General features: G+C 58.9%; 15 protein-coding genes. 3 read left to right on the top strand and 12 right to left on the bottom strand.

Annotated elements, in window-relative coordinates; genetic code table 11:
* Both IT585_03880 and IT585_03875 read right to left on the bottom strand, forming a co-directional pair.
* Nucleotides 1–383: NAD(P)-binding domain-containing protein (locus IT585_03880; protein ID MCC6962370.1), on the bottom strand; the 383-nt coding region annotated here is incomplete at its 3' end.
* A 169-nt stretch (nt 384–552) separates the two neighbouring features.
* Nucleotides 553–3,114, bottom strand: coding sequence for a cation-translocating P-type ATPase (locus IT585_03875; GenBank protein MCC6962369.1), 2,562 nt, complete (start codon nt 3,112–3,114; stop codon nt 553–555).
* Nucleotides 3,115–3,342: 228 nt separating this feature from the next.
* Here IT585_03875 and IT585_03870 point away from each other — a divergent pair, with 228 nt between their 5' ends.
* The 3 genes from IT585_03870 to pbpC all read left to right on the top strand — a co-directional run bounded on the left by IT585_03870 (nt 3,343) and on the right by pbpC (nt 11,887).
* The gene (locus IT585_03870) at nt 3,343–3,834 is read left to right on the top strand and encodes an isoprenylcysteine carboxylmethyltransferase family protein (protein MCC6962368.1); all 492 of its coding nucleotides are present in this window, start codon (nt 3,343–3,345) and stop codon (nt 3,832–3,834) included.
* Between the two features lie 237 nt (nt 3,835–4,071).
* Nucleotides 4,072–9,555: a hypothetical protein gene (locus tag IT585_03865; protein ID MCC6962367.1), complete on the top strand. Its 5,484-nt coding sequence runs from the start codon at nt 4,072–4,074 to the stop codon at nt 9,553–9,555.
* Between the two features lie 10 nt (nt 9,556–9,565).
* Nucleotides 9,566–11,887, top strand: coding sequence for a penicillin-binding protein 1C (gene pbpC / locus IT585_03860; protein ID MCC6962366.1), 2,322 nt, complete (start codon nt 9,566–9,568; stop codon nt 11,885–11,887).
* Between the two features lie 146 nt (nt 11,888–12,033).
* Here pbpC and IT585_03855 read toward each other — a convergent pair whose 3' ends face one another.
* The 10 genes from IT585_03855 to IT585_03810 form a co-directional block, all read right to left on the bottom strand.
* The gene (locus tag IT585_03855; protein ID MCC6962365.1) at nt 12,034–13,182 is read right to left on the bottom strand and encodes a hypothetical protein; all 1,149 of its coding nucleotides are present in this window, start codon (nt 13,180–13,182) and stop codon (nt 12,034–12,036) included.
* Between the two features lie 17 nt (nt 13,183–13,199).
* On the bottom strand, nt 13,200–14,450 hold the full coding sequence (gene hybB / locus IT585_03850; protein ID MCC6962364.1) for a Ni/Fe-hydrogenase cytochrome b subunit: 1,251 nt from the start codon (nt 14,448–14,450) through the stop codon (nt 13,200–13,202).
* Nucleotides 14,437–15,342 carry a 4Fe-4S dicluster domain-containing protein gene (locus tag IT585_03845; protein ID MCC6962363.1) on the bottom strand — a complete coding sequence of 302 codons (906 nt, stop codon included), beginning with the start codon at nt 15,340–15,342 and terminating at the stop codon, nt 14,437–14,439. Before IT585_03845 ends, hybB begins: the two co-directional genes overlap by 14 nt.
* Nucleotides 15,343–15,672: 330 nt before the next feature.
* Complete coding sequence (locus tag IT585_03840; GenBank protein MCC6962362.1) at nt 15,673–17,472, bottom strand: hypothetical protein; 1,800 nt, start codon at nt 17,470–17,472, stop codon at nt 15,673–15,675.
* A 232-nt stretch (nt 17,473–17,704) separates the two neighbouring features.
* The gene (locus IT585_03835) at nt 17,705–20,665 is read right to left on the bottom strand and encodes a TonB-dependent receptor (GenBank protein ID MCC6962361.1); all 2,961 of its coding nucleotides are present in this window, start codon (nt 20,663–20,665) and stop codon (nt 17,705–17,707) included.
* A gap of 140 nt (nt 20,666–20,805) precedes the next feature.
* Complete coding sequence (locus IT585_03830; GenBank protein MCC6962360.1) at nt 20,806–21,309, bottom strand: response regulator; 504 nt, start codon at nt 21,307–21,309, stop codon at nt 20,806–20,808.
* A gap of 19 nt (nt 21,310–21,328) precedes the next feature.
* Nucleotides 21,329–22,555, bottom strand: coding sequence for a SpoIIE family protein phosphatase (locus IT585_03825; protein MCC6962359.1), 1,227 nt, complete (start codon nt 22,553–22,555; stop codon nt 21,329–21,331).
* A gap of 35 nt (nt 22,556–22,590) precedes the next feature.
* Nucleotides 22,591–23,037 carry a Crp/Fnr family transcriptional regulator gene (locus IT585_03820; GenBank protein ID MCC6962358.1) on the bottom strand — a complete coding sequence of 149 codons (447 nt, stop codon included), beginning with the start codon at nt 23,035–23,037 and terminating at the stop codon, nt 22,591–22,593.
* A 17-nt stretch (nt 23,038–23,054) separates the two neighbouring features.
* Nucleotides 23,055–24,308, bottom strand: coding sequence for a hypothetical protein (locus tag IT585_03815; GenBank protein MCC6962357.1), 1,254 nt, complete (start codon nt 24,306–24,308; stop codon nt 23,055–23,057).
* Nucleotides 24,292–25,815 carry a hypothetical protein gene (locus tag IT585_03810; GenBank protein ID MCC6962356.1) on the bottom strand — a complete coding sequence of 508 codons (1,524 nt, stop codon included), beginning with the start codon at nt 25,813–25,815 and terminating at the stop codon, nt 24,292–24,294. The genes IT585_03815 and IT585_03810 overlap by 17 nt, the downstream gene beginning before the upstream one ends.
* Nucleotides 25,816–25,830: the final 15 nt, after the last annotated feature.

Genomic DNA, 25,830 nt, shown 5'->3' with positions numbered 1-25,830 from the left:
GACGCCAACTGCGAGATCGAGAGGGTCGCAGTATTGGTGATGAAGATCGTTTCGGGCGGACAGAACTTATCCAGTCGTGCCAGCAAATCGCGCTTCAGTTCGATGCTTTCGGGAATGGCCTCGATCACGATACGCGCTTTCTTGACCATATTGATATCGGTGCTGGCTTTGACTCGCGAAAGAATAGCTTTTTTCTCGGATTTCGTGATACCCCACTTTTCGATTTCGCGGTTCAACGAGTCTGAGAGGGATTCAACTGAGTGTTTCAGGACTTCCTCGGAGATGTCGTTGAGGATGACTTCCGTACCGGTTTCCGCAATGGTTCGGGCGATGCCCTGACCCATAGTTCCGGCGCCAACGACCACGATTTTATCTAACGCCATTTTATCCTCTTTCCATCACGCGCCCATGGCCGGGCAAAGTTCTCATACAATGGATATCGGCCAAAACATTGTCGTGAATATAACCCAGGCAGTATTCTTTCGCAACGACTTTGTGAAATTTGTAACTATCTTGGCTTCAAAGTCTTGACGAGACAGGCGGGACGCGAAATCATTTTCGAATTCCGAGGATCTGCCGCACTGGTTTCCACTTGAGAGTTTCGAGCACGGCGACACTGGCGAGAGCAGCGATCAGACAGAGGATCAGGTCGGTAGCATGGAGTTTGTCGAAGCGGAAGAGATCCCGAAAGAATGGCACGAACAGCGCCAGCGACAGGAACACCGCCGTGCCGCCGACTACCCACCAGGTCGTGGGACTCGGCGTGGAGATCGTCTTGAGGATTGACTGAGATTGCGACCGGTTGGTGAGAATCAGGCCGAGGTTGCAGACGACCAGCGTCGTAAAGGCGAGAGCGCGCGCGGCGTTTTCGGTGTGGGAGTTTAGCGCCAAGCCATAGACCACGAGCACTGAAGTCAGGATAATCAGCCCTTCAAGCAAGCTAACGAGGACTGCTTTGCGGCCAAACAGCGGTTCGTTGAGCTTGCGAGGTGGCCGATCCATGACGTTCGTCTCGGCGGCCTCCGCTTCAAACACGATCGAGCACGCCGGATCGATGATCAGCTCCAGGAACACGATATGCACCGGAAACAGCGCCAGCGGCCACTTGAGGATCACCGGAATCAATGAGAAGCCGGCAATGGGCACGTGCACTGAGAAGATGAACATCATGGCCTTCTTGAGATTGTCGAAGATCCGACGCCCCATTTTGACCGCCTGCACGATTGAGCCGAAGTCGTCTTCGAGCAGTACAAGCGCTGCCGATTCGCGAGCCACGTCGGTGCCGCGGCCGCCCATGGCAATACCGATGTGAGCCGATTTCAGGGCCGGGGCATCGTTCACGCCATCGCCAGTCATAGCCACAACCTCCCCCATCTCCTTGAGGACTTTCACAAGCCGGAGTTTCTGTTCCGGGACCATCCGGGCGAAGAGATTGACGTGCTTGAGGCGCGCGCTGAGTTCCTGATCGCCGAGCGATTGCAATTCGGCGCCGGTGATGACCTCCCCGGGGTTTCTCAGCCCGATTTGATGAGCGATGTTCTGCGCCGTACCGGGATAGTCGCCGGTGATCATGATTGTCCGGATACCGGCGGCATAGCACTCCTTGATCGCCTCCTTGACCAGCGGCCGGACGGGATCTTCGAGTCCCAGCAATCCCACGAATTCGAATTCGAAGTCGTGCTGGCCCGGTGGCAATCCAACCGTATGGAATTGCGCCCGGGCAACGCCGATGACGCGCAGGCCGCGACTGCTCATATTGTCGATCACGCGCGCGAGGCCGTTGGTCTTGTCGATCGAGAAGTGGCAGAGATTGGCAATGGCTTCGGGGGCGCCCTTGGCCGCGACCACGTAGTCTTGCTTGTCGGGCGAGCGCCAGACCCGGGTCATGGCCAGGAGTTCGTCCGTCAGCGGGTATTCGCGCTCGAAGGTCCAGTCATCATGGAGGTGTTCCGTGTTGGCCAGTTTCCGTTGGCCGAGTTCGCGCATGGCGCGTTCCATCGGATCAAACGGATCGGCGGGGCTGGCGAGGATGGCGTATTCGACGACCTCGTGGAAGACTTCGGGAATATCAGACTTGGCCAGCTTCAGGTCGTGGTACTCGCCGTCGGCGTACAGTTCGCGCACCGACATGCGGTTCATGGTCAGAGTACCCGTTTTGTCGACGCAGAGGACGGTGGCGGAACCGAGTGTTTCGACCGCCGGAACTTTGCGGGTCAGCACGTTGGCGCGCGAGATGCGCCAGGCGCCGAGAGCGAGGAAGATCGTAAGCACCACCGGGAATTCTTCGGGGAGCATCGCCATGGCCAGGGACAGACCGGCGAGAAAGCCCTGCAACCAGTCATTGCGGGTGAGACCATAGACAACGACGACTGCACTGCAGAGCGCGATTCCCAGGAAGGCGAAGGTGCGCACGAGACGGCCGGTTTCTTTCTGCAAAGGCGTGCCCTCGGTATCGACCGACTGTAAAGCCCTCCCGATCTTCCCGATTTCGGTATTCAGACCGATCCCGACCACGCGGGCAATTCCCTGCCCTTTCACAACCAGGGTGCCGGAAAATACGAAGGGCAAGTCATCGCCGCCCGGAGCAGCGATGGGCGCATCGCCGGCGCCCGATTTCTTTCGCACCGGAATCGATTCGCCAGTCAGCAGGGATTCGTCGATGGTCAGGTTGTTGGCCTCGAGCAGAATTGCGTCGGCGGGGACGCGGTCGCCCTCGGCCAATAGCAGAAGATCGTCGCGCACGACGTCGCGGCCGGCGATGCGCTGCTTGGCGCCATCGCGAATGACAAGCGCCCGGGGGCTGGATAGATCGCGCAACGCCTCCAGCGCGCGCTCGGTCTTACGTTCTTGATAGAGGGTGATGCCCATGATGACGAAGACGAAGCCGAGCAGGAGGAGCGATTCGGTGATATCGCCGGAGATGAAATAGAGGAAGCCGCAGGCCAGGAGCAGCAGGAACATCGGTTCGCTGACGACCTCGAAGGCGATTCGCCAGAAACTTCGATGTTTCGAGGAGGGCAGCGCGTTGGGACCGTCGGCCGCCAGGCGGCGCTGGGCTTCAGCACTGGTGAGGCCACTCAACTTTTCCGTGCCGTTTCGAAGCGTTTCGATCATTGGCTGCCCAGTTCTGTCGAGTTCAGGGATTCACGGGAGTAACCGGAGACACGACGGAACGCGAATGACTGCAGGTTTGAAAAAAGAAGGAGCAAATTTTGCAGACTGAAACCTCCAGCACGCCGTCGTTATTCTTGGACAAAATATTCAGAGTTCGGTCTTGTTTCAAAGGATTTCTTTCGTAAGCTTCGAGAAACCGCACTCCAATCGAACGAAGTCTGGAGATACATGATGAGCCGCAAACTCAAGCTTGCGATGATTATGACCTCGCAATGGACACTGCTCACGGCGTTGGGAGTCGCCGTCGTGTTGACGCGGCCGATACAGCGATTCTCATATCAGACACTTGTTGGCGCCGTGGTTGCACTGAGCGGGTTTGCGGTGATGGCGGCCGCGCTGATCGTCTATCATAGGGCTAACCGCGACTCGATTATTAACATAGTGCCAACCCCGCACCAGAGGGCTCGGCTAGTGACAAACGGGATCTATGCCTACGTGCGGCATCCGATCTATCTTGGAGTCGTATTGGTAACGGCAGGAATCCTGATTTGGTATGCCACTCTTCCAATAACGATCCTGTGGGTGTTGATCGTTGCATTTCTCCAGATCAAATCCCGACATGAGGAGTCGTTGTTGCTTGAACGCTACGACGAGTACGAGGGTTATCGGCAACGGTCTGGACGGATACTGCCTCGCCTGATTGCTCGTCGGCATCGCTGACTTCTATTTTCTGTCGAATTGCACAATCGCGTGTATAATCAGTGTTCTCTGCACGACGAACTGGTATCCGTCGTGCGAAGAATCGATCAAATGTAAAGGGCTTTGTCTGATCGAAACAACAACATATATCTTTATTCAAGGGGTGTTTCAACATGTTCAAGTTTCTACAATCCGGGCTCGGTGCCGATGGAGTGAATCGTCGGACCGACTGGGACATCACGAAATATGGAGGCGGCCATGCTCAACAATAGCGGCGGTGTCAGCAAGACGCTGTTGACCAGCATCATTGCGGTGCTATCGCTGATCATCATTGTGGGAGTCATCTACATCGGTACCAGTGGCACCGGCGGCGACACGGTCAAGGTTGAGGCCTTCAGTCCCAGTGGCGAGGTGCCGCAGACGACGAATTTCACGGTGACATTCTCCCGTGAGGTGGCGCCCGATTCGCTGCTCGATGTGGCGCTCGAAGCTTCGCCGATTGCATTTTCACCCAAACTCCCGGGGCGTTGCGAGTGGATCGCCCGCGACAAGTTGCGGTTTTATCCGGAAGTCAAGCTGGCACCGTCGACGCGCTACACGGCGGAGGTGACATCGAAGCTGACATCCGAGTTCGGATTCGTCTTGCGTGGGGAGCGGCGCTTTGCTTTTGTGACGCCGCAGTTTCGAGTGATCTCGGCGATATTGAGCTATGATCTCAAGCCGGAGACTGATCAGCAAGCGGACCTGGTGGCATCGGTTGAGTTCAACTACGCGGTGGATCCAAGCGAGGCCGGGAGGAATATTTCCATCGTCGATGCCAACGGCAGCAAGATTCCCTTCGAAGTCGAAACACAGGACAATTCCGCCTTCCTGAGCCTGAAGGCGAGCAATGCGGCGCGCGGGCAGGAGGCGCGGGAGATTTACCTCAAGATCGCGAAGGGACTCAAGTGCCTCGGCGGCGACAGCGGGTTGCTGGAAGACCATGTCACGCCGTTGAACCTGCCCGGGCGCACTGATTTGCTGGTGGAAAGCGTTCTGCCGACCCCCTATGATCCGGCGACGCGGGCAATTCGGATCGAATTCAATTTGCCGGTGAGTCCGGAAGTTGCGGGCCGGTATGTTGCGGTCGAGCCGCCGGTGGCGTACAAAATCAGCGGCACCCATCGTCACCTCGATTTGCGAGGCAACTTCGATGCCACTACCACCTATCAGGTCAAGGTCACAAAAGGGCTGCGCGCGATCGACGGTTCGGAGTTGAAGCGTGACTTCGCCGGCGCGGTGATCTTGGCACGCGAGAATATCCCGCCGCAGGTAGATTTTGTCGGCCAAGGTTTCTATCTCACCCGCACCGGTGACATGAATGTCGGCGTAGCGACGATCAATGTGGACAAGGTGTCGCTCGAGGTACAGCAGGTGTTTGCCAACAATCTGGTTTACCTTCTCAACGCCAATGACCTGGCCGAAAGCGGGCGGTGGTACGATTGGGTTTACAACATGGAGGCGATGGGGCGCACGGTCAAAGAATGGGATCAGCCGGTCGAGAACCGACCGAATGACGAGGTGGTCACGCCGGTCAATGTTCGGGACTATCTCGACGCCGAACGTCCCGGTATTTACCGGCTCACCGCGCGCGACGGACAGAACCGCTGGAACGTCGCCGCCAAATGGGTAGTTGCCACCGACCTGGGAATTCTCGTCAAAAAATCGGAGAACGAGCTGTGGGTTTGGGTCAATTCGCTGAGCAAGTTGCAGCCGCTCGCCAACGCGAAGGTGACGCTGCTCAGCCGCAACAATCAAAAGTTGGCAGAAGTAACGACCAACGGCGAAGGAATCGCCGTCTTCGGTGATCTCGCCGCGTTGGGCAAGGGGCTGGAACCCTACTTGATTCTCGCGTCCCTGGGGCAGGACCTGTCGTTCGTAGAGATTACGCGCCGCCTAATTCCGACGACCGACTTTGATGTTGACGGCGCGCCGTTCCTGGTCGGCGGTTACGAGGGCTATCTCTATCTGGAGCGGGACATCTATCGTCCCGGCGAAACGGCGCACTTTGCGGCGATTGTGCGTGGCGCCAACGCCGAGGTGCCCCAAGCGTTCCCGGTGCGATTCCGCGTGACCGCGCCGGACGGCAAAATCATCAATGAGCAGAAGGCGACGCTCAATTCGCAAGGCGGTGCCGAATTCAGCGCAACGATTCCCGACTACTTGCTGACCGGACGCTACTCGGCAACGCTGTTGATCGGCGAGAATCTCGAGATCGGGCGGGCGCGCTTCAGCGTCGAGGAGTTCATGCCGGATCGGATGAAGGTGACGCTGAAGACCGACAAGACGACGTACAGCGCGGGCGAGTCGATCAAGCTGGATGTCGACGCGGTCACGCTCTTCGGGCCGCCTGCTTCCGGCCGCGCCGTCCGAGGCGAGATCACGGTAGAGCCGTTCACCTTCACGCCCGAGAAGTTCAAGAGTTTCAATTTCGCGGATGCAACCAAGCAGTTCAAGGAGCAGAAGTCGCCGCTGGCGGAGGCGAAGCTCAATGATCAGGGGCGATTCACCTATACGATCCCGACCAGTGCGCCGGTGACGCCGCCGTCGGCACTGCGCGGAGTCATCTCAGTGACCGTGCTTGAACCGGGCGGGCGGGGAGTGACAGCCTACACCGGTGCGCCGATTAATCCCTATCCGGCGTACGTCGGCCTGCGGCAGACACAGGAGGGATACGGCCAGCCGAATCGCCCGACCAAGTTTGAATTTGTGGCGGTTGACCCGATCGGTTCACCGATGGGCGGCCGCACCGTGGAAGTAGTCTTGCAGCATATCTATTGGCAGAGCATTCTACGCAACGACCCATCGCGCGGCTACTATCGGTATGTTTCGGAGCAGGTGGTGCAGGAAGTCGACCGCTTCACGGTCACATCGACGGGGGGCATAGGCAACTTCGACGTAACACCGGACCAGTACGGCAAGTACCGCGTCATCGCGACCGACAGCAAAGGCGGCGGTTCGGCGTCGCTGGAATTTTACTCCTCCGGCTGGGGCTATTCGCCCTGGGCAATGGACAACCCTGACCGCATCGAGTTGGATTTGGATAAAGAGGCTTATTTCCCGGGCGAGACGGCGATCGTGCAAGTGCGAGCGCCGTTCAGCGGCAAGCTGCTGCTGACGGTTGAGCGGGAAAAAGTCTTCACCCACCAGATTGTGCAGTTGAAGGAAAACACAGCCACGTTGCGTCTGGCGATCGCCAAGGACTGGAAGCCGAACGTGTACGTCTCGGCACACCTGATTCGCTCGACTGATAAGCTCGAACGCGATACGCCGGTGCGCGCCTTCGGCGTGGTACCGCTCAAGATCAACACCGATGCCCAACGACTGGCGATTGACTTGCAGACGCCGTCCGAGATTCGCCCGAATTCGGACCTCACAATCAAATTCGACATCAATGACATGGTGCCGGCGGCGCCGTATGTCACGATCGCTGCGGTAGATGAGGGCATCTGCCAATTGACCGACATGAAGACGCCTGATCCGCACGGATTCTTCTTCAGCAAGAAGAAACTGGCGGTGGAGTCATATGATCTTTACAGCGCGATTTTGCCGGAGGTCCTGCTGAAGAAATCGCCGGCCGGCGATATCGAGGCCGCACGGCGGCGCCAATTGACACCTTCGAGTCTGACCCGCGTCAAGCCGGTTGCCTTCTGGTCGGGACTGGTCAAAGCGAATGCCGACGGTACCGGTTCAGTGACATTCAAGGTGCCGCAGTTTAATGGTCAGTTGCGGATTATGGCGGCGGCATTTGGCGGTGATCGCTTCGGCAGCACTGAGAAGCGTGTTTACGTTCGCGAACCGCTGGTGTTGACACCGACGTTTCCCCGCTTCCTCAGCTCGACTGATGAGTTGATTGTCCCGGTGGGAATCTACAACGGCACCGGCCGAGATGGGCGGTTCACGGTCAGCGTGAAAGCCGAGGGTCCGGCAACGGTCCTGGGAGAGGTGTCGCAGACCTTGCAGGTTAGCGGCGGCCGCGAGGCGCAGGCGTACTTCCGCATCAAGGCCGGCGACGGCATGGGGGCGGTGAAGTTCACGGTTGCCGCCGGCGGCAACGGCGTCGAGGCGAATGTGACCGAGGATGTGCCGCTGCGACCGCCGGTTCCCTTCGTGACGCTTGCCGGCCAAGGTTCGGTAACGGCAGCGGCACCGGCGCTGTTCAAGCTGCCGGCAGATTTCATTCCCGGCACCGGTGACTACGCGTTGACCGTCTCATCATTCCCGGCTGTGCGGTTCGCCGGCAGCCTGCAATATCTGCTGAGCTATCCGCATGGTTGCCTGGAGCAGACAACCTCGAAGCTGTTTCCAATGCTCTACTTTGACGATCTGGCGCGACTGGCCGAGCCGGAATTGTTCAATAAGAACAGCGTTGATTACTTTATTGAGGAAGGCATCGCGAAACTGGCCAATATGCAGTTGACCTCGGGTGCGTTCATGTACTGGCCGCAAGGCAGCTACCAGCACAATTGGAGTTCAGTGTATGCGACGCATTTTTTGGTGGAAGCGCGCCGTGCCGGGTATACGGTGCCGGATCGTGTCTACGATCGCGCATTGAACGCGCTGCAGATCTTCGCGCGCAACTACCCGGCGCACAGCCCGGGACGACGCGAGCGTGACTACGGCGATGACAGCGGCGAATACTATTCCGACGCGCGCCAAGCCTCGTACGAGACGGCAACCTACGCCAATTATGTCCTGGCGTTAGCGGGCAAGCCGGATCGATCGACGATGAATTTCCTTCGTGCGGCGGCATTGGAGCGCTTGTCGCAGTACTCGCAATACCAACTGGCCGGCGCCTATGCCTTGCTGGGGGATTTGGTGACTGCGCGCACACTGATGCCGAACACGCTGGCGCCGCGCGACACCAGCGACCGCTGGGAGTCGGGCGGCAACTTCAATTCGCCGGTTCGGGCGCAGGCGATCATGCTCGACATCCTCGCCGAGGTGGAGCCGGCCAGTCCGTTGGTGCCGAAGCTGGTTGAGAGCCTGATGAAATCGGCCAACGACCGCTCGTGCTGGCACACGACGCAGGAAAACGCTTTCGCGCTGATGGCGCTGGGCAAGATCTTCCGCAAACAAGGAGATGCGAATTACACGGGCACGGTCAAAGTCGACGGAGCCATCATCGGCAGACTGACACCCGACCAGCACGATTTTCGCGCCAAGGACTGGGCCGGGAAGACGATCGAGATCACGCTGACCGGAAGCGGCACTGCTTATTTCTATTGGAGAGCGGACGGACTCCCGGCCGGTCTCAAGGTTGATGAGTATGACCGTGACCTGCAGGTGCGGCGGCGGTTCCTCGATGAGGACGGAAATCCGCTGACGGGCGGGAATTTCCGGCAAGGCGATCTGATCATCGCCGAATTGACGATCAAGGCGCCGACGGAGGCGGTGGAAAATGTGGCGATCGTCGATCTGCTGCCGAGCGCATTTGAGATTGAGAATCCACGCCTGCAATCGCGGCAGGCGATCAAATGGATGGGCGAAAAGGTGTATCAGCCGCGCTACATGGATATTCGCGACGACCGGATGATCATCTATGGGGACTTCGCCACCGGTCGGGAAGAAAAGATCTACTACGGCCTGCGCGTGGTGAGTGCCGGCACGTTTGTCCTGCCATCGGTGCGCGCCGAGGCGATGTATGCACCGATGATCAGCTCGGTGGCGTCCAGCGGGAAGATCACGGTGACGCAGCCCTGAGGAGCGAGCGGTGATAAAGAAACAGTGGCGGCGGGCGGCGGGCCGCGCGGGAATCGTGTTATTGGCGGCGGCAATCGTCTTGGTCGCGCTTGACCTGTGCTTTCCGCTGCCGCACGACCGTCTTTTCCCGAAATCCTCGACTCTCGTCCTTGACAACCAGGGCGAGCTACTGCGCGCATTTCTGGCGCCGGACGATATGTGGCGGTTGCGGGTGCGCCGTGACGAGATCGCACCGGCGCTAGTTGATGCCGTTCTGGCTTACGAAGATCGCCACTTCTTCCATCATCCAGGTGTCAATCTGGCAGCGCTGGTTCGGGCGGCAATCGCGAATCTTCGGGCCGGCCATGTCGTTCAAGGCGGCTCGACGATAACGATGCAGGTAGCGCGCATGATCGAGCCGAAAGAGCGCACGTTGATGAGCAAGCTGATCGAGATTTTCCGGGCGTTGCAGTTGGAGTTGCACTACTCCAAGGATGAGATACTCACCCTGTATTTCAACCATGCACCCTACGGCGGCAATATCGTCGGCGTCGGCGCCGCATCATGGGCGTACTTCGGCAAGGCACCGGCGCAACTCAGTCGCGGGGAAGCGGCGCTGCTGGCGGCGATTCCCAATTCGCCGAATCGGCATCGACCGGACGTAAACCCACAAGGAGCGCGGCGGGCGCGCGATCGGGTGCTCAAACTGCAGCAGAACAGCGGTGACCTGACTGCGGCAGAAGTGCTCGCGGCAGAGAGCGAGAGCCTCCCGGAGCGGCGGCGTGATCTTCCTTTCGGCACACCGCACCTGGCGGAATACCTGCGCCGGATCTATCCTGATCGCGAGCGGTTGGCGACCACGATCGACCGCCACGTGCAGGAACTCGCCGAGACAGCACTGCTGCAGCATGTCGCCGGCTTGAAAGGGCGCGACATCAACAATGGCGCCGTGGTGATCATTGACAATCGTTCCCACCAGCTGTTGGCGCTGGCCGGATCGCATGACTTCTTCGACTCAACGGCCTTCGGCCAGGTCAACGGTGCCCTGTCGCCGCGGTCACCGGGATCGGCGCTCAAGCCGTTCGTCTATGCCCTGGCGCTGGGCCGCGGCGTGATTTCTCCGCGCACTCTGCTGAATGATGTGCCGGTGGAGTTCGGAGGTTACAAGCCGGTCAACTATGACGAGAGTTACAGCGGTGTCGTCAGCGCGGAGGAAGCGTTGATTCGATCGCTCAATGTGCCGGCGATCAACCTGGCGGCGGCTGTCGGTGGCGAGGAGTTCTTCAAGCTCCTCAAGAACGGCGGCGTTTCGACACTCAACAAGCCGTGGACGCAATACGGTTTGCCGATCGTGTTGGGCGGGTGCGAAGTCACGCTGCTGGAGTTGACGAATCTCTACTCGGCATTAGCGGACACCGGCGTCTTCACTCCCTGCCGGGCGCTACTCGACCAGCCCGAGGTTGCCGGGAGAGTCCTGTTCGCCCCGGAAGCCACATACATTGTCACTGAGATACTGGCGGAACTGAGGCGGCCCGAGCTTCCAAGCGTCTGGGATGCCGCCGTGAATATCCCCAAGGTTGCCTGGAAGACCGGCACATCGCTGGGCAAGCGCGATGCCTGGTCGATTGGCTATAATCGCAACTACACGGTCGGTGTCTGGATCGGCAACTTTGACGGCCGCGGAAGTCCGGGGTTGGTCGGGGCCGAGGTTGCCGCACCGTTGTTGTTCACGCTTTTCGAATCACTGAACACCGGTATGCAGGTTGAGTGGTTTGCGCGACCGGACCGCGTGTCGGTGCGCCAGGTTTGCGCAGTGTCCGGGATGCCGCCCACGGCGCTGTGTGTTGCGACGGAGCAGGAATTGTTCATTGAGGGCATCTCGCCGAATCGCACCTGCGATGTTCACGAACAGATTCTGGTCGATGCCCGATCGGGAGTGCGGTTGTGCAATCACTGTCGCGCCGGACACGAGATCGAAGAGCGGCTCATCTCGCGCTGGCCCGCTGACATTGCCACGTGGCTGGCGCGGCACGGTCACGCGATTGACAAGATCCCAGCACACAATCCGCAATGTCCAACGGTTGCCGAGGGCAGCGGACCGGTGATCGTGTCGCCCGCAGCGGATGCCGAATTCAAGATTCGGCCCGAGGTGGCGCGGGAGTACCAGAAGCTGCTGTTGGATGCTTCGGTCGCCAACGAGACACGGACGATCTACTGGTTTCAGAATCGCAAGCTGATCTTCTCGGGCGATCCGGCAAGTCGCGTCTTCATCACACTGACGCCGGGCCGGCACAAGTTGATCTGCATGGATGATGCCGGGCGCTCGTCACAAATCACGATCACGATTCGATGATGCAGTCAGCCAACTGATAACACTACGCCCTCCCGCTCTTGGCGGGAGGGCGTTCCCACAACACGATCAGATCACACTGAGGAGAAGTGATCAGCAGGCAACTCGCAACCAAGCGACGCTGTCGCGGCGCGAGCCGACTCTTTGCGTTAATGCCGTTGCATCCTGACCTTCATGCCGGGCGGAGCCGTTTCGGCGGTACGGCCGTCATCATGGCAGTCCTCGCAGACCGGGTCGACTTCATACTTGCGGTCTTTGTGACAATCGGTGCAATCCAGTTCCGCGTGGATTTCGTCCAGCTTGATACCGGTAATGGCGTGCTTGAAATTCTCGCTGTTCCAGCCGCTGTGGCAATTGACGCACATTCGACTCAGCTTGGAGATGCGTTTGCCGGTCGGATGGCAGGCCCAACAATCCAAGTTGGTATGATAAGGGTTGAGCGGCCAGCCGGTAGTATTGTGCGTGAAACCCGGCCGTTCGACGGTGTCGTGGCACTTGGCGCACTGGTCTTGCTTGTGGCAGTCATTGCACACGGCGTGGACTTGTTCCTGGGTTTTCTGGCCTTTCGCCGGCTGCTGGATATCATGACAGTTGCCGCAGTTCTCTTTCTCGTGGCAATCGACGCAGCGGAAGCCGAACAGATCGATATGTTCCTTGTGCTGGAAGGTGACGATCGGCGCCTGCTTGTACGGCGTGTCATAGACCTTCTTCGCCGGTACGGTGATCACCGGGTGTGGGATACCCATGATGTCGGTCGGGTCCGATACTTCTCCGGCCAGCGCCCCTCCAACCTTGGGGAGGTGGCAGACAATGCATTGGGTGTCATGGCTCCATTCGCGGTGGCATGACAAGCACTGGCGGTGGTAAGCGCCCTTGAGGTTGGGTTTGGCCAGATCGCGTGATTCGGCGGCGGTCGAATGGCACTCCTTGCAGGGCGGGATGCGTCCCGGCGGGCTGTAGTGATGACAGGTCGCGCACTCGGCCCCCATTTCGGCCATGGAAGCGTGGAGTTTGTGGCCGAAGCGCACCGGCTGGTAGAGATCGGCCAACTCGTCGATCAACATCGAGTCGGGTGCTTCGGTGACATCGTGGCGTCCCTGTTGATGCACCATCGTGGTGCGCGGGCACGATTTCAGGCAAGGTTCGGAGAGAGTCGGCACGGCACACGTATGACATTCGGAGCAGTCCACTTGCGGCGCGGCCGGCATAGTTGATTTTTGTGCGGTCAGCGGCAATGCGAGGCCAATCGCCAAGACGACAATCACGAAACCCCAGACTGCCGCGTGATGCTTGTTCATGAAACTGAGTCCTTTCATCAAGCCGCTTTCACCGCATGCGGCCGTTCGCGTTCGGCGGCTTGATCGGCCGGCTGCGCGATGACCGGGAAATTCAACGCGAAGAAGCGGTATACCAAAACGAGAGCCGCCACCAAACCAACGGTTACGGCAATCTCGAAGATCGACGGGAAGTAGGTATTTTCGGGATACAGCGGCTCGTAGGCGATCAGGAAGACGTTGATGCGATTCAGGAGCACTCCGAAGATCACCAGCGAGGCCGACACGAAGAGGCCGCTGACCGAGTGCCGGATTTTGCTCGACGATAGGAGCAGGATCGGCGCGACGACACCCAGCAGGATTTCAATCAAGAACATCGTGGATTCGACGCTGCCTTCGAAGAGATAGGGCCACGCGTTGCGCAGAGTCAGGTCACCAACTTTGACGGCGAGATAAGCACCGAGCAGCACGGGAGTATAGGTCGCGATCGAGGAGAGCACTTTGGTCTCCGGCGGCAATTTGAACGAGCGCGAGGCCAGCAGCGATTCGAAGATCACCATCGGGAAACCGACCGCGATCGCCGACATCAGGAACATCAACGGGGAGATCGGGGAATACCAGAGCGGGTGCATCTTGGTCGGCGCGATGACCATGAGTGTCCCCAGCGACGACTGGTGCAGGCACGAGAGCACCACGCCCATGATGATGAAGATCGAAATGAATTTGCCCAAGAACGTGCGGCAGATGCGCAACCAGCCGTCGATCAGCTTGTTAAAGACGCGCAGCGGGCCGGGCAGGTTGACCCGGCCGATGAACCGCTCCGATACGATCGGCAGAAACTCAATGTAAAGCACGGTCAAATAGACCATGACGCACATGCCGACTTCGAAGAGCACCGAATTGCCCTGCCACATACTCGGCAGCATCGGATGCCAGACATTGTAGTAGCGTCCGAGGTCGGCCAGCAGACCGATCACCACGAACGTATAGCCCAGCATCGCCGTCAGGAGTGCCGGCCGCGTGATCAAGTGGTAGCGTTCCTTATGGAAGATGTCAGCCAAGGCGGCGGTCGTGAATCCGCCGGCAGCGAGAGCGACGCCGGAGGCGACGTCGATGGCAATCCAGATCCCCCAGGGATACTGGTTATCAAGATTGGTGGCGGCCTCCAGGCCGAAGATCAGGCGGTAGATATAGGCAGCGATGCCAAAAGCCGCAACGGCCGCGACAATGATCGTGCCCTTGGTGAAGAACGGCACCCGGGTTACCGGCGCGGGGATTTCATGAGCGGTCATTTTCCGACTCCTTGTCTTCCTTATTGTCGCGCATCGAATACATGATCAGGCCGAGAAATCCGTACAGCGCCAGCGGCGGAACGAAGGACTTGAAGATACCGTGCTGGATGGTTTCAGTCGTTTCCGGAATGGGCCGGCTGTTGAGCTTGGGCAACTCGGTGTGGACGAAGTCGACCGGCGCGAGGTACATCCAACTGGTGCCGCCGGCTTCCGTTTCGCCGTAAATATGATTGTAGTAACGATCCGGCTTGGCCTTGATGCGTTCCTTGGCGACTTCGATCAATTCTTGTCGGGTACCGAAGGTCAAGGCCTCGTTGGGACAGATGCCGACGCAGGCCGGCATCTTACCCTCTTCCAGCCGGTGAGCGCAGAATGTACATTTCATCACGCGCGGCTTGAGGGCTTCACGGTACTCGTAAGCTGGAATTTGGAACGGGCAGGCAACCATGCAATAGCGACAGCCGATGCATTTCCACGCGTCGTAATCGACCGAGCCGCTCTTGTTCTTCTGGAGTGCGCCGACGATGCAGGCGGAGACGCAGGCCGGGCGATTGCAGTGCATGCACTGCACTTTCATAGTGAAGGCCTTTGATGTCTGCGGGTCGTGGAACTCATTGACGACAGTATAGGCATTGTCATTCGGGCGACGGTGCCCCTGAAATACCGATTTGTCGTCAAAAGCTGTCAGTGGTTTATTCGCGAGTTTGTGTTCATTATTGCAGGCCCACTCGCATTTGCGACAGCCGATGCAGACAACGGTGTCAACGAGCACGCCATAAGTCTGACTGCAATCAAGCGCAAACTCATCCTGTTTTGCTTCAAGCTTCCCTGCCAGGACGGAGACACTTCCCGCAGCAGCCAGCTTAAAGAGATCCCGACGTGTAAATGCCATACTGTATCACCTCTATTCCTGTAATCGTACGACACCGAACCAATACTATTTGTGAAATAATTCACATGATCGGCGCTTCTTCTCCTGTTTCTGCTCGCATAAATAGCTTCTGGGCATATCAATGTCAAGCAAAAAGTAGACAAATCATCCTATTTTGCTATTAGTGTCTATCGGCTCAGATCGTGAAAAATATAACAAATAGTATCAGATTTGGAGGGTAAAGAATGAACCTTGAAAGACGTCAAAAGCTATCGGAATTTGTCCAATAATGGCGAGGGCGGAGAACCATGATTCTCCGCCCATTCGTCGAAATAGTGAGGCAACAAGTCGTTAGCTGCAATTTGGACAGGCCGGTGCCGGGCCGCCGGCGAAGATGTAGTTAATGAGGTACACGGCATCGGAGATTGAGACTGAGCCGCTGACATCGGCGTCGCCGTTTAGCGGGGAGCACGGCGCCGGGCCGCCGGCAAAAATGTAGTTGATGAGGTAGACCGCATCGGAGATCGAGTATGCACCGCTGCAGTCGGCATCGCCGCACTTTCCGCTGACGGCCGGACCTTCATTGAGGTAGTCGGCAAACCAGAGATTTGTCCAGTTCATCATCCAATTGTTGGTGGCATTGAACGCCCCGGCATACGGTGCGGATTGGAACCAAGGATCTTCGGCCGGCGCGTCCTTTAGTCCAATCGAAAATGCCGGTCCGCCGACGGCCGGGCGCGGGTCCAGAGCGTTTTGTCCAGAGAAGCGGCTCTTGGCCCGATTATTGCCGGCGAAGATCGGGTTTTCGATGACGTTGTCCCAAGCTCCGCCGGGGACACCGGCGATAGCGCCACCGAGTGACGGATAATCAGTGAAGAGGCGCTGTTCGGTCCAGGATTGCGAACTGGCCACGAGGGTGGGCGTGATCGCCGCGCTGTTAATCGCACACCAGATGGTACCGAAGACATCGAAGTTGGACACTGCGAAGACTGGATTCTGATTGCTGTAACCCCCGACCCAATTCGGGTTGGTGAACGGGCCGGTGAGACAGCGGCTGTGATATTCGGCGTCGATCTGGCCACCGAGGATCGAGCAGTCGGGAATCGGATTCAGGCTGAACGACGGGCCGGATTGATCTTCGATGAAGATGCCATTACGCGGCCATTCGTAGAAGATCGAGTTTCGGAAGTGACCGGCATTGTTCTCTTTGGAATGAATGGCGGCATTTTGGTTAGACGGCGCGGTCGTGAGCACTTCCCCGCGACCGAACGCGGTCACATTGTAGACGGTCGGGCGGGCGTACGGCTGCGTATCGGCGTTGCCATCATCACTGTCGATTTCGAAGGCGCGATCGCCGTTGGTCGAGTCGTAGATGCAGAACAAGAATTGCAACTTGCCGGAGTAGCCTTGGTCCCAATCGAAAGCATCGTCGTCGTTGAAAGCCGAGATGAGATAACGGCAATTCACGGTTCCGCCGAAGAACTCGAAGCCGTCATCCAGATTGGCGAAGACTTCAACGTACTCGATCGTCGTTCCGGAGCCGACGCCGCCGAGGGTGAGGCCGTTGATTTCATTGGCGGCGCCGATGATCGAACCGCCGTGCTTGAGTTGCACGTAGCGCAGGATGCCGGAATTGTCGAAGGCATCGCAGCCACCATATTCGGTTTTTGGCGATGGTGGGATGCCTTCGATGAAGTTGGTCGCGCACGTATTCGGCGGGGTGACCGTGCCATTGATCGGGGCGTTGCCGAGGATGATCAGCGAGCCCCAGAGACCGCGATTGGAGCGATCCAGATCGGTCGGATCGTTCAGGTCGTCGGTGCAGGCGGTGAAGATGATCGGCGCTTGCTCGGTGCCATTGGCGATAATCTGCGCGCCGCGCTCGATGATGAGCGAGGCGACTGATCCGGCCGGCAGACCGGTGATGCCCTTGATCACGGTACCGGGCTGGATGGTTAGCGTGACGCCGGAGACCACGTAGGTCGGCCCTTGCAGCACGTAGACGTTGCCGGCAGTCCAGGTTTGATCGGTCGTGATGTCGCCGATCGGTACTAAGACCTGGGTTTTACCGGGCTCGATTATGCACTGTCCGAAGGCCCAACTCGCCATCATGAGGAGCAGAGTCAGTGGCAACAAGAACAGACGATACACGGATTTCCTCCTGTTCATAATTTTCCTTTCTTGGTTCGCAACTTGGGTCACAAATCGAAATCGAGTGGATGCGCGCGGCACCCGGAGATTCTTGAGCGGCGAGGTCGCCGGGAGCTCGCGGAGAAGCATACGTGCGGGTTTTGCGCTGGTGTAACGTTCAACCATATCCGCAAGAAGAATGGCGCCTCTCGGTTAGGATGCGATGAGGTGCCGATTAGTTCTCGGAGTGCGGCTATAGCGAGTAGGACAAGCCGATTGTATAAGTTCGGCCTTCGCGGCTGAGCGAGCGGATGTACTCCTTGCCGGCGGCCGTCTGAATGAGCTTGCGGTCTTCATTGAAGAGGTTCTTGGCGGCAAATCGTGCGGTCAGCGGACCAAAGACGCGCTGCATGATCGACAGATCCGCCTGCTGGCGAGACTTCTCGAAGATATCGGGCGCTTGATAGCCGACCTCGGCCAGGCGGTCGCCGAAGATGTTGTAGAAGAAAGCGATCTCGGTGGTCGCGCCCGGACTGGTGTAAGCGATGTCGAAGTTAAGGACATATGGTGACTGGCCGCCGAACGGGCGCTTGGTTTCGGTGGAGTCGGTCAAGCCGTTGCTCAGACGGTACGCGAGTTCGCGGGCGTCGATGTCAACCTCGGACTGGACAATCGTCAGGTTGGCGCCGAGCTGCAAGTTCCGGAGCGGGGCGATGCCGGTATGATCCAGGCGGCGGCGAACCTCGAACTCCGCACCGTAGACGAGTGCGCGCGAGACATTCAGGAAGCTGATATCGCCGTTCTCGGAGAGATTGAAGCGCTCGATCGGGTCGGAGAAGTGTTTGTAGAAGCCACTGACAGCGATCACTTCGCCCGGCCGCGTAAACCACTCCCAGCGCAAATCCCAGTTGCGAATCAGGGTACGGGTGAGGCGCGGGTTGCCGATGTTGTTATTGCCGGTCAGGAATTCGTAGCTGTAGAAGGGGGCCATCTCGCGAATCGTCGGGCGCGCGGTGGTGATGCTGAAGGCGCCGCGCAAATTCATGTCGGGCTGGGCGTGATAGACGAGATTGACGGAGGGCAACCAATCGGAGACGTTATAGGCGCCACGGAAATCGAGCGATGTCGTGTCAATGGTTTCAACCCACTGGTCGGTGTGCTCGAGCCGTGCTCCGGCAATCAGATCAAAGCGCGAGGTCAATTTCCAGTCGAGCATGCCGTAGAAGGCGAGGATATCCTGGTCACCGCGATAGACATCCGCTTTCTGGGTCAGATTCTCCGGCACAATGCCCCAGAGGTAATTCCACGAATTGGTGTAGCTGTTGAAAGTGGAATCAATCTTGCCGATCTTGTCGTCGGTCAGGATGGAGCCGGGATCGCCGTTGTAGGACGAGAACAGGTCGGGTCGCTCGGAGGGATTCAGTCGGATCAACCAGTTGTCCTGGCTGCGCGACTTGTCAAAGATTGCTGTTCCGAAGCGCAGTTTCGAACCGGGATTGGCAAATTCGATCGGAACCGAAAAGTCAACTTTGTACTCGCGATTGGTTTCCGTGAGGTAGCGGAAGAAGTGAGTCGGGTAAGGAAACCCGGTAACGATGCCGGCCGAGATCAGGCTGTCATTTTCGTCATAGTTGGCGATATCGGTCCAGAAGCGCAGGTCAGGGTCGTCCTGCCGGTTGCGGCTCGTCGAGGCACTCCATTCGATGCGGGTGCGGTTCAAGAGCGGGAGTTTGACCGAGTGCTCGCCGCCGTACTGCAGGGCCTGCATGGAGCGCTCGGTGTACTGCCAGACATGGCTGCGCAGCCGCTGACCGGCTTCCACGGTGTAACTGGTGTAGATGCCTTCCACCTGGCGCGAAATCTTCTCGCCGTGCTGGTTGCGATTGAAGCTGAAGCGCAGTCGGTGGTTGGGACTGAGCAGCAGGTTGGCGGTCAGCAGACCGCCCCAGAGTACTTCCTCGGAAGCTTTTCGATCGGCGTAGTCAAGATAGGTGCCGAGCCCGGTCACTTCGGTGCCGATCCGCTCAACTTCATAACGCCGGTAGATGCCGTCACCGCTGTAGCTGTTATTGCGGCTGTAGGTGAGCGAACCGAGGACGCCGAGCGGGCGATTGAAGAGCTGGTAGAGATTTCCGAACGACAGGCCATAGCCTTGATTGAGCGGAGCCCGGCGCTCGGTGAAGGCGAAGTCGCGGCTCAGCGCCTTGGCAATGCGGTCGAGGTATTCGGCGCCGGCGGCGTTGCGACTGTCGCCGACGGTCGTGTAGCCGGGGGTACGGAAACTTGAGTCGACGATCTCCGCAGGTGCGCTGCGGAAACCATCGTCAAAGCCCAGCCACTCCTTGGGACCACTCGAGTGTGTCAGCACGCCGTCATGGAGTGAGACATTCGAATTGCAGGACACGGAAGAACTGAACTTGAGCGTCATCCGCTCGGGAAGATCCTTGGTGCTCAGATTGATGGCGCCGCCGGAGAAATTGCCCTGCCGGTCAGGGGTGAAGGTTTTCTGGACGGTGATATTGTCGAGCAATCCGGCCGGAATCAAGTCCAATTGGACGGCGGGCTTGTCCGGATCGGTGCTGGGGAGTTGCGCTCCGTTCAACTGGGTATTGGAGTAGCGACCCGACAGACCGCGAACCACGGCGGTGCGGCCATCGATCACGCTGGAACCGGTGACGCGCGTCAAAGCAGCGGCGGCATCACTGGCACCGGATCGCGACATGACTTCGGAGCTGATAGCATCCTGCGCCGCCGGGGCTTGCTGCCGCAGATTCAGCAAAGCGGCTTCGGTGTCTTTGACGCGGGCGGCTTCGACAACAACGTCCTGGCCGACGACGGCTTCCGACTTCAGGCCAAAATCCAGCTTGGCCGTCTGGCCGGCTTCGACCGTAACGCTGTCGATGATCGTTCGCGTATGACCGATCGCCGAGACAATCAGGCGGTGGACACCGAGCGGTACATTGTTAAGGATGTAGTTGCCGTCAAGATCGGCCATCGCGCCGAGTTTGGTGCCGTCGATCATGACACTGGCGCCGATGAGTGGCTCACCGGTGTCGCGGGTAACGACTTTTCCCATGATGCGACCGGTCGTTGGCGATTGCGCCGCGACGTTACTCCACCAGCCGCACAGCAGCAAGACGACAAACGTAGCGAATGCGATACTGAAGAATCGGCTGGCCCGGGGCCGCCGTGTGGTCGATAAGGTTGCTTCCATTCCTTCCCTCCGTTAGTCTTAGCCCAGCGCGACGGGCGCCGGACGAGCTGTCTTCTCCAGACAGACGGAGCAAAGGTAGAAGCGGCTGTTAGCGGGGTGTTAATACCGCGCTAATTCTCGGGCAGAACCCGGTTAGGGGGTCAGACGAACGCTTTGACGATTTCGCGCTGCAGCACCTGAAGTTCGGCATAGGCGCGGTTGATCTCGTCGATCTTTTCCTGCAGCTTTTTCATCAGCTTGTTGCGTTCGAGGCCGTTGCGCAGGACAATGAGGATATCGTCGTTATCCCACGGCTTTTCCAGGTACTGGAACAGGCCGACCTCGTTGATTGCTTTGATGGCGTTCTCCTTGTCGGCGTAGCCGGTCAGGATAATGCGCGGTACCTGCGGTTTGAGGTCGCGGACCTTGGCCAGAAACGTGATGCCGTCCATCTCCGGCATCAGATAGTCGGACATGACGAGATCGACATCATTGGCGCCGATGAATTCGAGCGCCTGTTGCACGGAAGTGAAAGCTTTGACGTTGTATTCCGTTTCCAGACTCAGGAAGGAGCTCAGGCTGGTAATGACCATCTCCTCGTCATCGACGATAACGATGGTCTCGCGTTTATCGAGAGCGGAAGAATCTTTGGCAGTATTCGACATAGTCAGACTCCGAATCCAATCAAATTGTCTCTATTGCAACAATGGTTGTGTCGTCAGGTTCCTGCGAGCCGTCGCAGAACTCGCGCGAGGACTGCAGCAGCCAATCGAGCAGTTGTTCCAGTGGAGTGGCGGCGTGTCGTTCGATTTCCTCGATCATGGTGGCATCGCCGAAGAAGCGGCCGTCCCGGCCGGGCACTTCGCTGAGGCCGTCGCTGTACAGCAGTAAACGATCACCCGGCCCGAGCGAGACGGTGGTCGCTTCGCTGGCGCAGTAGCTCAGGGGCAGGTCGATGCCGAGGAACAACCCGTTGGCGGCGACCCGCTCGACTGTGGTGGCGGCGCGCCGCCAGATCAGCGGATGCGGCAGCCCGGCGTTGATGATCTCGACCGACTTCTGCCGTTTGTCCAGAATCGCGACGATCGCCGCGACAAAGGAATTTTCCGGCAGGCCGCGCCCCAGGATCTCATTCATGCCGGTAACGATTTCCGGCAGCGATTGACCGGATTTGATCAACGTACTGAACGCGAATTTGAGCAACGCCGTACTGAGTGCCGCCTGGATGCCGTGGCCGGTGGCATCGGCAACCAGGATCCCGAGCCGACTCTCGTCGAGTTCCTGAATATCGTAGTAGTCGCCGCCGATTTCGAGCACCGGCTCGTACTTGGCGGCAATGCGCAATCCGTTGGCCTCCGGAAGTCGCCGCGGCAGCAGGTTTTGTTGCACCTGTCGCGCCAGATCGAGCTCCTGCCGCAGCATCCCTTCGCGGGTGGCGAGGGCATCGCGATGGCGCAGCACCTCGTCCAGCTCGCGCAATTTCTGTTGCAGTGTCTCCTCCAGCGACTTCGTCGCCAGGCTATTGCGCAGCACCAGCTTGATGTGATCGTTGTCCCATGGCTTCTCGATGTACTGATACAGACCCACTTCATTGATGGCATTAATTGCGTTGCCCTTGTCGGCATAGCCGGTCAGCAGGATGCGCGGCACGGAGGGATACAGGCGCTTGACCTCGGCGAGGAATTGCAGGCCGTTCATTTGCGGCATCAGAAAATCGGAGATGACGGCGTCAACCGGATGTTTCTGCAGCTCCGCCAGCGCCTCGACGGGCGAGCGAAAAGTGACGACGCGATAGTCGGTGTCCAGCCGCAGCAACGACTGCAGGCTGGTCAGGACGATTTCCTCGTCATCCACAATCATGACCGAAGGTGGATTAACTGGGTTCTTGATATCAGCCTTATCCTTCGACATTCCGTTTGAATTGGTAATGCTTGACGGGGCAAATGTCAAGCCGGACGGCGGCCATGCTCCAGTTGCAGGCGCTCCATAATGCTGCGCAGCCGCCGCGTCAGGGTCTTGAGGAGGAACTGGGCGATTTCGGCGTGGTCGGCAAGGATTTCGGCAAAGCTCTCACTTTCGATCCGCAACAGGCGCACAGTGGTGACGGTGGTGGCGGTGACCACGCGCCGCTCTTCGTCGAACAGTGCCCAGACGCCGAAACCCTGGTTGGCTTCCGCCACGGCAATTTCGTTGCCGTCGCGCTGCAGACTGACGCGGCCGTCGAGGACGAAGAACATGGCCGTCGCCGGATCACCTTCGCTGAAGATTGTCGTACCGGCCGCGAAGCTGACCTCTTCGGCAATGGCGGCGATATAGGCCAGATTGGCCGTGGGTACATCGGCGAAGACATCCACCGCCTGCAACAGAATCACTTTTTCGATCGTCGTCAGCATCACACCAACCGCAAATACTAATAACCAAGTTCAGCGGCAACCGCCAGCGCCGTTTCGCGGACAATCGCCGAATTGTCAAAGGCGGCGTCGCGGAGATGGGCGCGCAGGTCGGCGAATGGCACCCGCCGGGCGGCATACAGGCCGCAGGCTTTCAGCCAGTAGTCGGCGCTGCCGAGCATCAGGCGGTGAGCGTCGACCGGAGTCATCATTTGCCGGCGATAGACCGGCGCCGCCAGTTCGAGGATCGCCGCGGGAGTGTGACCTTCGATCAGCGGCAGAACATGGCCGCGGACCGCGCCGGTCAGGCGATTGCTCAGATACTCGACGGCGTTGATTTGATGCTCGCGCCGGTCGCTGCTGATGCGCAGGTACGCGCCGTAGATGTCCTGCGACGGATAGAGCAATCCAAGCAGCCGGAACACCAATTCCAGCGCGTCGCGGCGGCGTTCGTTGACGGCGCGCAGGCAGAGGCGATCGACCGCGTCGGTCGTTTCGCGTGACAGGATCATGCCGGCCTCCACCAGCAGGAGCGCGCGTCGCGCCTCGGCAACCACCAAGTCTGCGATCGCGGCTGGCGGAAAGCGTAGCCGCGGCGAAGCCTGCCGCAGTTTGTTGAGCGCGCGCACGATGGCGAATTTCTGATGGTCCGGCACCTGACCGGCGGCGACGATGAGCAGATCGACCGACTGTTGGTGGATGATGCGATGAATAACGCTCGGCACATTGCGCCGGATCACATCCGGGGTTGCCGGATCGAGGAGCAGAGTCTGCAAGCGGGGCAGGATTTCCGCCCCATACGCTGCCAGCGCCGGTTTAGCTGCGCCGCGGAAGCGCCGATCGGCCAATTTGTCGATCAGGGCTGGGATGAAGTTGGCGTCACGTCGACGACCGGCGGAGGCGATAGCTTCCCGCACGACCACCGGCGACTCATCGGCGAGCAACTGGGCAAGAAAGACGCCGAAGTGCTCGCCCGCCAGTACACCCAGGAGTTTGGCGGTTTCCAGTCGTCCGGTCTCGGCATCGCCATCCGTGCGAACGAGAAACGTCTCCAAGCGATCTTCGTCGAGCAAGTCGTGAGCTTCCGGTAATTGGTGCTCGGCCAGACATGCCACAACAGCCGTCTGCAAGCGCGGGTCGGCGTGGTTGAGAAACTGGCGGAGAAGTTCGGTTTTTGCCGCTCCAGCTTTGAGGTAAAGCAAGTAGATGGCCTCGCGCCGCACTCCCAGATCATCGTCGCCCAGGAGCGCTTCAATTTCACTTAACAAGCTCATGATATTCCTGCAAGACCTCGACCGCGCGCCGGCGGACCTCGGGTGAGGCGTGGCGCAGCAGCGAACTGATGCTCTCGACCAGACTCGGATCGCGAGCCGACTTGAGCAGATCGAGCGCATAGGTCACCTGGCGTTCATGGGGACTGGAAAGGTAGCCGGTCAGCATTTTCAGCGTTTGCGAATCATCAATCGCGGTACGAAGGTCGGAAATGTCGATATCGCGATGTTCGATTGCCAACCTGAAGGTTTCGACATATTCCCGGCGGACGACCAGCGCGATGAGCAGCCAGACCAGCGCCAGGACGGCGGCAATGACAGCCATCTGCCGGGCGCCAAAGGCGAAGACGCCGGTGGCGACCAGCAGCACGACGCCGGCCACGCCGCGAAAGAGCCGATCAACGAAGACATCGACAAAGACTTTCACGCGTTTCTTGAGATCCAGCGACAACGGCATGAACAGTAGTTCCCGGCCACTGCGATCAGCCGAGTACTCCAGCAGACCCTCCGAGCCTTTCAGCGCCAACGCCGGCAACAGGAGCGGCGCGACGATCACACCGAGCGAGGTACCGATCAGGGTCAGAGGCATGATCACGATGACTCCGCCGACCCCCAGCCGACGAACCAACGGATAGGTGAGCAGCAGCTGAATCACGAGCGCCAGCAGACTGACGCGTCCATAGAAGACGCCAAAGAAGGCCGTCAACTCCTGCTTGCTGCCCCCGTACGCGTTGAAGCAGATCTCCTTAAAGACAAAGTCGATGATGGTCGAAGTCATGACGGCGACAGCGATCAAGGCGACGATCGTCTGCAGGAGCCGGGACTTCCGCACGGTCTGCAAGACTTCGATCGTAGGCAGGGTCGAACCGTCTTCGGGCCTTGCGCTGCTCTCTCTTTCTCGGGTGGACTCGTGATGCAGCTTGGCCAACTGCGCGATGACCAGCGTGGCGAGAACCAGGATCGCGGCAGCGAGGATGATCAAGTTCTCCGTCGCCAGATGAACCCGATTGATCAACAGACTCGTCGCTTCACCGGCGCAGAACGCACCCAGGATTCCCGCGGCTCCGAGAAACGTGAACAGCCGCTTGGCTTGCTGGACGTCGAAAACGGCATTGGCCAGGAGCCAAAACAGCGCCGTTACCAGAATTCCGTATACTCCCACCCAGGCATAGAAAGCGTAAAAGACCCAGCTTGAGCCGACGGCGAGCAGATAGCGCAAGAGAACCAGACAGGCAATCAACACGAAGGAGGTGCCGACGATCAGATTGAGAAGAGAGAGCCGCCGCGAAGCTCTGATGTAGAACCCGGCGATCGGGATGGATGCCAAGGCCGAAACGATAAAGACCAACGGAAGTTGCTCCGGGGTCAGCTTGAAGAGAAACAGCGAATCGCGGGCCGATTTGAGGAAATAGAAAGTTGAGAGGAGCAGGAAGTAGCTGAGCGCCATCAAGGCTGTCAGCCGGCGCTCGCCGGGACGTATATCGAAGACGCGGGTCAGCGACCGGAGCATTGGCCGACTCCCGCG

This window comes from Candidatus Zixiibacteriota bacterium (genome assembly GCA_020853795.1).
GTDB lineage: Bacteria > Zixibacteria > MSB-5A5 > CAIYYT01 > CAIYYT01 > JADJGC01.
The sequence above is the reverse complement of the archived record's forward strand: the minus strand, read 5'-3'. Positions and strand labels throughout refer to the sequence as shown.